Origin of the sequence: Pseudomonas sp. HMWF021 (genome assembly GCF_003061005.1) — a bacterium.
GTDB lineage: Bacteria > Pseudomonadota > Gammaproteobacteria > Pseudomonadales > Pseudomonadaceae > Aquipseudomonas.
In genome coordinates, this window is record NZ_QAIK01000020.1 from 3,099 (window position 1) to 10,430 (window position 7,332).

Annotated in this window: 5 protein-coding genes; 3 read left to right on the forward strand and 2 right to left on the reverse strand. The window is 63.0% G+C overall.

The window, feature by feature from the left end; genetic code table 11:
* Nucleotides 1–529, reverse strand: a 529-nt coding sequence (locus DBR18_RS28625; protein ID WP_256588497.1) for an HlyD family secretion protein, incomplete at its 3' end; no start/stop codon positions are given.
* A 97-nt stretch (nt 530–626) separates the two neighbouring features.
* Nucleotides 627–1,391, reverse strand: coding sequence for a helix-turn-helix transcriptional regulator (locus DBR18_RS01775; RefSeq protein WP_108589036.1), 765 nt, complete (start codon nt 1,389–1,391; stop codon nt 627–629).
* Nucleotides 1,392–1,489: 98 nt separating this feature from the next.
* Between DBR18_RS01775 and DBR18_RS01780 the strand changes: the two genes are divergently transcribed.
* The 3 genes from DBR18_RS01780 to DBR18_RS01790 form a co-directional block, all read left to right on the forward strand.
* Complete coding sequence (locus tag DBR18_RS01780; protein ID WP_108589037.1) at nt 1,490–2,623, forward strand: MFS transporter; 1,134 nt, start codon at nt 1,490–1,492, stop codon at nt 2,621–2,623.
* Nucleotides 2,624–2,731: 108 nt separating this feature from the next.
* On the forward strand, nt 2,732–4,459 hold the full coding sequence (locus DBR18_RS01785; protein ID WP_108589038.1) for a ShlB/FhaC/HecB family hemolysin secretion/activation protein: 1,728 nt from the start codon (nt 2,732–2,734) through the stop codon (nt 4,457–4,459).
* A gap of 113 nt (nt 4,460–4,572) precedes the next feature.
* Nucleotides 4,573–7,332: hemagglutinin repeat-containing protein (locus DBR18_RS01790; RefSeq protein ID WP_146188722.1), on the forward strand; the 2,760-nt coding region annotated here is incomplete at its 3' end.

A 7,332-nucleotide genomic window follows, 5' to 3' on the forward strand; every position in this document is an offset into this window, starting at 1 on the left:
TCGCGTCGGCACGCTGGGCGCTTTCCACCGACACGGCATTGGTGCTCACCAGCCTTTTGTAGCGCGCGTTGTCGTCCCGCGAGCGGGCGGTTTCGGCTCCGGCGGCATCGATGCCGGCGCGGGCCTGGCCGATCACCGCTTGTTGCAGCTGTTCGGTGGCGTCGAGGTTGGCCAACAGCGCTTCTTCGGCGGCGACTGCGCCTTCGGCTTTGGCGAGGTTGGCGCGGTAGTCCCGCGCGTCGAGGCGGATCAGCACGTCGCCGGCCTTCACCGGTTGGTTGTCGCTGACCAGCACTTCTTCGATATAGCCGGCGACTTTTGGCCCGATCACCGTGACGTCGCCACCAATGTAGGCATCGTCGGTCTCTTCCAGAAATCGCCCGGTGCCCCACCAGTGCGCGGCATAGGCCCCGGCAACCAGCAGAGCAATCAGGCCCACGCCGGGCAGCAACAGGCGTTTGCGCAGCGGCGGTTTGGCGGTGGGGAGCGCAGCAGACAGGTCGGGCTCTAGGGTGGGCATGCTGGTCATGGCGTAATACCTGCGCAAATCAAGTCGTTATTACGGCTGTAATATGACGCGAGTAATATTTTGTGGCAATTGAATTTTTATGCCGATCGTCAGTTGCCTATTTGAGCCACTGGCCGGGCGTGGTGCCGCTCATGGATTTGAAGAAAGCGATGAACGCGCTGTCGCTGGCGAAGCCCAGTGCGTAGCCGCAGTAACTGAGGCTGCGCCCGGTGGCGAGCAATTCCATGGCGCGCATCAGCCGCCACTGCTGGCGCCATTGTTGGTAGCTCATGCCGGTTTCACGCTGGAAGATCCGCCCGATGGTACGGCTGCTGGCGCCGATCTGCTGCTCCAGCGCCTGCAGTTCCGGCGGCAGTTGCTCGGGTGTCGACAGCAACGGAGCCAGGCGTTTGTCCAGGGGCAAGGGCAGCAGCATCGGTTGCTGAGCGGCCTCCCGAATTTCGCTCAGGCACAGGCCCAGCAGATGAACCAGTCTGCCGTGCTGCCAGTCGCTGTCGAAATCAGCCTGAGCCATTGGCTCCAGCACCGCTCGCAACAAGGGGCTGACTTCAATCACGCACACCTGCTGCGGCAGGTCGCGGCACAGCTCGGGCACGAGCCAGATCGAGCGGTAATCGACGCTGTGCTGCATCACCGCACGATGGCTGATACCGCCGGGAATCCACGCCGCCCGCGACGGCGGCAGCAGGCACAACTGCTGGGCGAGGGTGATGCGTGTGCAGCCTTGCCGGGTGTAAAGCAGTTGCCCGCGCTGATGGCTGTGCAGGCCGGAGTCGTGATCGCCGAGGGTGGAGGCGATGCCGATGACCGGCGCGCTGAAGTGATCAGGGTCGAAGGATGCGTGGGCGTCGAGCCAGGCCATGGTTTGTCCGATTTCAACGATAAATTGGCAAGGCTCGGATAATACGTCAGCCCGGACTTTTTAAACTCCTCGGCGTTTTCACATGAGGAGTCAACATTATGAACAACCGACATTTATTGCTGCTGGCGATTGCCCTGCTGATGTTTCCGCAGATCGCCCAGACCCTCTACAGCCCGGCGCTCGGCGACATCGGTCGAGCGTTCGACGTCGGGCCGCAGGTGGCTGCGCAGACCTTGTCGGTGTATTTCCTGGCGTTTGCCTTTGGCGTGGTGACGTGGGGGCGAGTGTGTGACCGCATCGGCCGGCGTCCATCAATGCTTGCTGGTCTGGCCCTCTACGCGCTGGCCTGCGTCATCGGCTTGAGTGCGCACAGTTTCAACACATTGTTGATGGCCCAGGCGTTGGCGGCATTTGGCGCGGCGGTCGGCTCGGTGGTCACCCAGACGCTGTTGCGCGACCGCTTTCAAGGCGCGGAACTGGCACAGGTGTTTTCGCTGGTGGGCATGGCGCTGGCGGCCAGCCCGGCGCTTGGCTTGTTCAGCGGCGCAGGGTTGGTGGAGGATTTCGGTTATCGCGGAGTGCTCGCGGCATTGCTGCTGATCGCCGTGGCGCTGTGGTCATGGAGTTGGTGCGCTTTACCCGAAACCCGCACGACCGAACTGGCCTCGGCGGGGCTGCTGGAAACACTCGCGCGCATGCTCGGTGATCTAGGTATCTGGCGTTCGGCACTGTGGATCGCCCTGTTCAACGTGGCGCTGTTCAGCTATTACAGCCTCGGCCCGTTCCTGTTCGAACGGCTTGGCTTGAGTGGCGCTGCATTCGGCTACAGCGGCGTAATTCTGGCGTTGGGCTCAGGGTTTGGAGCATGGCTCAACCAGCGCTCGCTGCGCCGCGGTTGTCACGCGCTGCAACTGATTCGCCTCGCCGCAGTCATCGGCTTGCTCGGCGGTCTGGGTGTGTGGCTGATGCAGGACAGTGGCGCGTTCGTGCTGGCAATGTTGCTGGTGGTACTGGCCTTCGGCATGGCGATTCCGAATATTCTCGGCTCGGCATTGGCTAATTACAGCGACCGATTGGGCACCGCCGGGGCACTCCTGGGGTTGATTTATTACCTGCTGATCGGCGCGGGACTGATGCTCGCCGGTTGGACCCAGGCTCTCGGGGAAACCCTGATAGCGTGCAACGGCGTGGCTTTGCTGCTGACGATCAAGGCTGATAAATCAATTGTTTAAGAAATGTAAGCAGCGTAGGAAGCGTCTTGCATTTGCGTAGGAAGGCTCTGACTATCACTCGCATTGATGGGGTGGCATTACGCCATTTTATGATTGCAAGGATGTTGCGTGCCGTATTCGCTTCGCGCTGTTTTTCGTCGTAGTTCCACGGGTTGCCTGCTGTTGTCGGCCATTGTGTTGAGTGTGTGTGCGTCCTCGATTCAAGCGGCTGACCCGGTTGCGCCGGGCCAGGAAGTGTTGCGCCAGCAGCAACAGCAACAGCGCGATCTGCAACAACTGCAACTGGAACAACGCAAGCGCCAACTGGAGCGCGGTGCGTTCGGCCCGGCGCCGGTCACCCCGGCGATGCCGCAAACCGTCACGCCTGATGAGCGCTGCTGGCCGCTAAGTGGCACGCGCATTGGTGGTGTCACCCTGATCGACAGTGACAAACTCAACGTGCGGATCAAACCGCTGCTGGCGCCGTGCATGGGTGTCGGCCAGATCAATCATCTGCTGGCGACCATCACCGCGATCTACGTCGAGCAAGGCTACATCGCCAGCCGCCCGTATCTGTTGAGCGCACCAGCGGCAGGGCAGTCGCTGGACATCATGGTGGACGAGGGCTACATCGAGTCCATCGAGTTGGCCGACCAGAGCCTGCCGGTGTCGCTCGGTGGCGCGTTCCCGCACATGCTCGGCCAGCCGCTGAACCTGCGCGATCTCGAGCAGGGGCTGGATCAGTTGAACCGCTTGCGTTCGATTGACCTGACCGCCGACATCGCCCCCGGCAGCCAGCCGGGCGCGTCGCGAATCATCCTGCGTTCGCGCACGGCCGGGCAGTCGCGCTGGGCGTTGGGCCTGGGCATGGACAACCTCGGCAGCGCCAGCACCGGGCGAGATCGCGATACCGTCAGCCTGAGCTTCGACAGCCCGCTGCAACTCAACGATCTGTTGAGCCTCAGTGCCAGCGACACGTTGAATCAGGGCGACCGCTACAACCGCAACGCCAGCCTGTATTACGCGATTCCCTACGGCTACTGGACCTACAGCGTGTTCGCCAGCCACGCCGAATACCGCGCGCCGTTCAAACTGCCCAGCGCGACGTTGTACAGCACCGGCATCACCGATCAACTGAGCCTGCGCGCCGACCGCGTGGTGTGGCGCGACCAGAGCCGCCAGCTCAGCGCCAACCTGCAATTGGCGCACAAGGACGTCGACAGCTATCTGGAGAATGTCCGCCTGGGCATTCAAAGCCCGACCCTGACCGTGGCAGAAGCCGGGCTCAATCTGTTCTGGCTCGACCGCGCGGTGTGGAACCTCGACTTCACCTATTCGCAAGGCCTGCGCTGGCTGGGCGCCGATGACGACGCCAACCACGCGGTCAGCAACCTGCCCAAAGCGCAGTTTCGCAAGTACCGCGCTGGCCTCAGCCAGTGGCGCAACGGCCAGTTCGGCGCGCAAGCGTGGCAGTGGCAAAGCCAGCTCAATCTGCAATACAGCCCCGACCCGTTGCCGGCCATCGAGCAACTGCTCGGCACCGACGATTCGGCGGTGCGCGGTTATCGGGTCAGCAGTGCATCCGGTGCCAGCGGCGCGATCTGGCGCAACACCTTGCGTCTGCCGCTGCGCAGCGATTGGCCTGTGCAGATCACCCCGCGTGTGGCCCTGGACAACGGCTGGCTCAAGGCCGACCACGGCGCTCAAGGCCAACGCCTGAGCGGCGCCAGCGTCGGGCTGAATCTGGGCTGGAAGAATCTGCAAGTGGACGTCGATTACCAACGCGCCCTCAACACCCCCAACGGTTTGCAGCACGAGCCAGAGACCTGGCTGATGCGCGTGGGGTTGCAGATATGAGCAGCACCGAAACTCATCAAGCAGTGAACAGACAGCCGTCGGATCTGAGCGCGACAGCCACGGCCAAGACCAAATCGCGCGCCGTGATGCCGTACTTACATGGAGACGTTTTTATGCCAGCACACACCTTTGCATTCCATCTTTCTCCTCGGGGCAAACTGCGCTGGGCGATCGCCAGCCTGTTCTTCGCCGTGCACCTGCCCAACGCCATCGCCGGTGGTGTGGTGGTCGCGCCCGGCCCCGGCGGCACCGCGCAATTGCAGACCCAGGGCGGCGTGCCCATCGTCAATATCGTTGCGCCCAACGGCTCGGGCCTTTCGCACAACCAGTTCCTCGACTACAACGTCGACCGTCAGGGCCTGGTGCTGAACAACGCCTTGCAGGCCGGGCAATCGCAGCTCGCCGGGCAACTGGCGGCCAACCCGCAACTGCAGGGGCAGGCGGCGAGCGTGATCCTCAACGAGGTGATCAGCCGCAATCCTTCGGCGATCAATGGCGCCCAGGAAATTTTCGGCCGCGCCGCCGATTACGTGCTGGCCAACCCCAACGGCATTTCGGTGAACGGCGGCAGTTTCATCAACACGCCGAACGCCAATCTCGTCGTCGGTCGTCCGGAGTTGAACGACGGCAAATTGCAGGCGCTGAACACCCGTGACGCCAGCGGTCAGTTGCAGATCCAGAGTGGTGGTCTGCGCAACGCTGAAGGCTCGATCAACCTGATCGCGCCGCGTATCGACAGCCAGGGCCGCATCGATGCCCGCGATCAGCTGAACCTCACGGTCGGACGCAATCAGGTGGATTACGCCAGCGGTCAGGTGAAAACTGTGGACCCGGCGGGCACCACCGCCGATCAACGTATCGACGCCAGCCTGTTCGGCGCGATGCAGGCCGGGCGCATCAACATCGTCAGTACTGCCGAAGGTGCGGGCGTGCGCGTGGGTGCGGTGCAAGTGGCCGGGCGTGACGGCGTGCAGATCCGTTCCGCCGGCGACCTCAGCGTCAGCGGCGAAGCCATCCCCAACAGCCTCGAAGTGACCCGTGCCGGCATTCGCAGCAGTCAGGGCGATGTCGGCCTGCACAGCGGCAACGACCTGACGCTGGCCGCCACCGATGTCAGTGGTCGCGACGTCAGCGCCAATGCCAAACGCAACCTGACCCTGAGCACCGTCGAAAGCCGCAAGCTCCAGCAGACGCGGGAAAACTGGAGCAACAGCACCATCGGCATCACCTGGGAAACCTACGACCGCACCCAGACCGACAGTGAAACTCGCCAGCACGGCAGCCAGATCGTCGCCAGCCGTGACGCCAGGCTGAGCTCCGGCAAAGGCACCGAACTCAAAGCCGCCAAGGTCACAGCGGCGAACAATCTTGAGGTGCAGAGCGGCGGTGATCTGCGTCTGAGCGCAGCCACTGAAAGCCACACCCAGACCGATCAGGGCAACCATAGGAAGCATCTGTGGAAGGCCGACTGGAACAACAGCAGCGAAGAGCAGCGCAGTCTCGGCAGTCAGTTGAAGGGCGGCAATATCGCTCTGCAGACCGCCGCGTTGTTGCGCGCCGAAGGCGCCGAGTTGAACAGCGCCGGCGATGTGAAACTGGCGGGCAAGCAAGTGGACGTCACCACGGCCACGCGCACCAGTCGCAGCAATAACAACAGTTACTCCGGCGATCTGGTTGGCGGCGGATTCTTCGGCAAGACCGGTGACGGCGACAAGGGCCAGACCCGGCATCAGGGCAGCAAAATCAACGCGGCCGGCAAACTGCTCGTCAAGGCTGACGACGTACGCATCAGCGGCAGCCAGGTGCGTGGCGGCACCGAGGCCAGCGTGATCAGCGATCAGGGTTCACTGGTGATCGACGGTGTGCAGGACACCTCGCACAGCAACAACCACGACAAGGACAGCAAGTTCTTCGGCATCACCAAGGACGAGTCGCGGCAGAACGCCAAGGACAGCACCACGGTGCGCAGCGAGCTGGTTTCCGACAGCAACCTCAAGCTTAAAAGCGCCCAGGACATCGAAGTGGCCGGCTCCACGGTCAAGGCTGGCGGCGCGCTGACGGCGGACGCAGCAGGTGATGTGAACGTGCATTCCACGCAGAACAGCCACGACAGCAGCTCGACCACCGAGACCCGTGGCTTCGATGCCTACGCCAAGGAGCAAACGCCGGAGCAGTATCGCGCCGGGGTGCACTACGAAGACAAACAGCAAACGGTCACTCGCAACGACGTCACCCAGCAAGGCGCCAGCCTCAGCGGCGCCAATGTGCAAGTGAAAGCCGGCGGCGATCTGACGATCAAGGGCGGTGAGGTCAAATCCACGGCGGGCGACACCACGCTGAGCGGCAAGAATGTGTCGTTGCTGGCCGAACAGGACAGCCACAAAAACTCATCCGACAGCTCCAGCACCGGCGGTGGTTTCTACTACACCGGCGGCCTCGACCGCGCCGGCAGTGGCGTCGATTTCGCCCACAGCATCACGCAAGACAGCAGCAGCAAAACCACCGCGCAAACCAGCAACGTGCAGAGCAGCGGCAGCCTGAACATCAACGCCGACAAGCTGCTGACCGAAGGCGCGCAGGTCAAGGCTGACAACGGTCTGAACGTCGCGGCCAACGAGATCGACAACCGCGCTGCCAGCAACACCGAAAGCAGCACGCACAACCAGAGCAACTGGTCGGCGGACATCGGCGCCAACGTCGAGTACAAGGACATCGCCCGCCCGATTGCCGGTGCGGTCAAGGATGCGCTTAACGGCAAGGTGCCGGACAAGGAAGCCCTGAGCAAGCTCGGCCAGCCGAACGTCGGTATCGACGTGGCGATCGGTCACGGCAGCGCCGACAAGACCGAGCAGAACAGCAACGCCGTGGTCAGC

Bases quoted from the DNA above. Each gene is read 5' to 3' on its own strand.
- DBR18_RS01775 (WP_108589036.1), bottom strand. From the start codon at position 1,391: ATGGCCTGGCTCGACGCCCACGCATCCTTCGACCCTGATCACTTCAGC.
- DBR18_RS01780 (WP_108589037.1), top strand. From the start codon at position 1,490: ATGAACAACCGACATTTATTGCTGCTGGCGATTGCCCTGCTGATGTTT.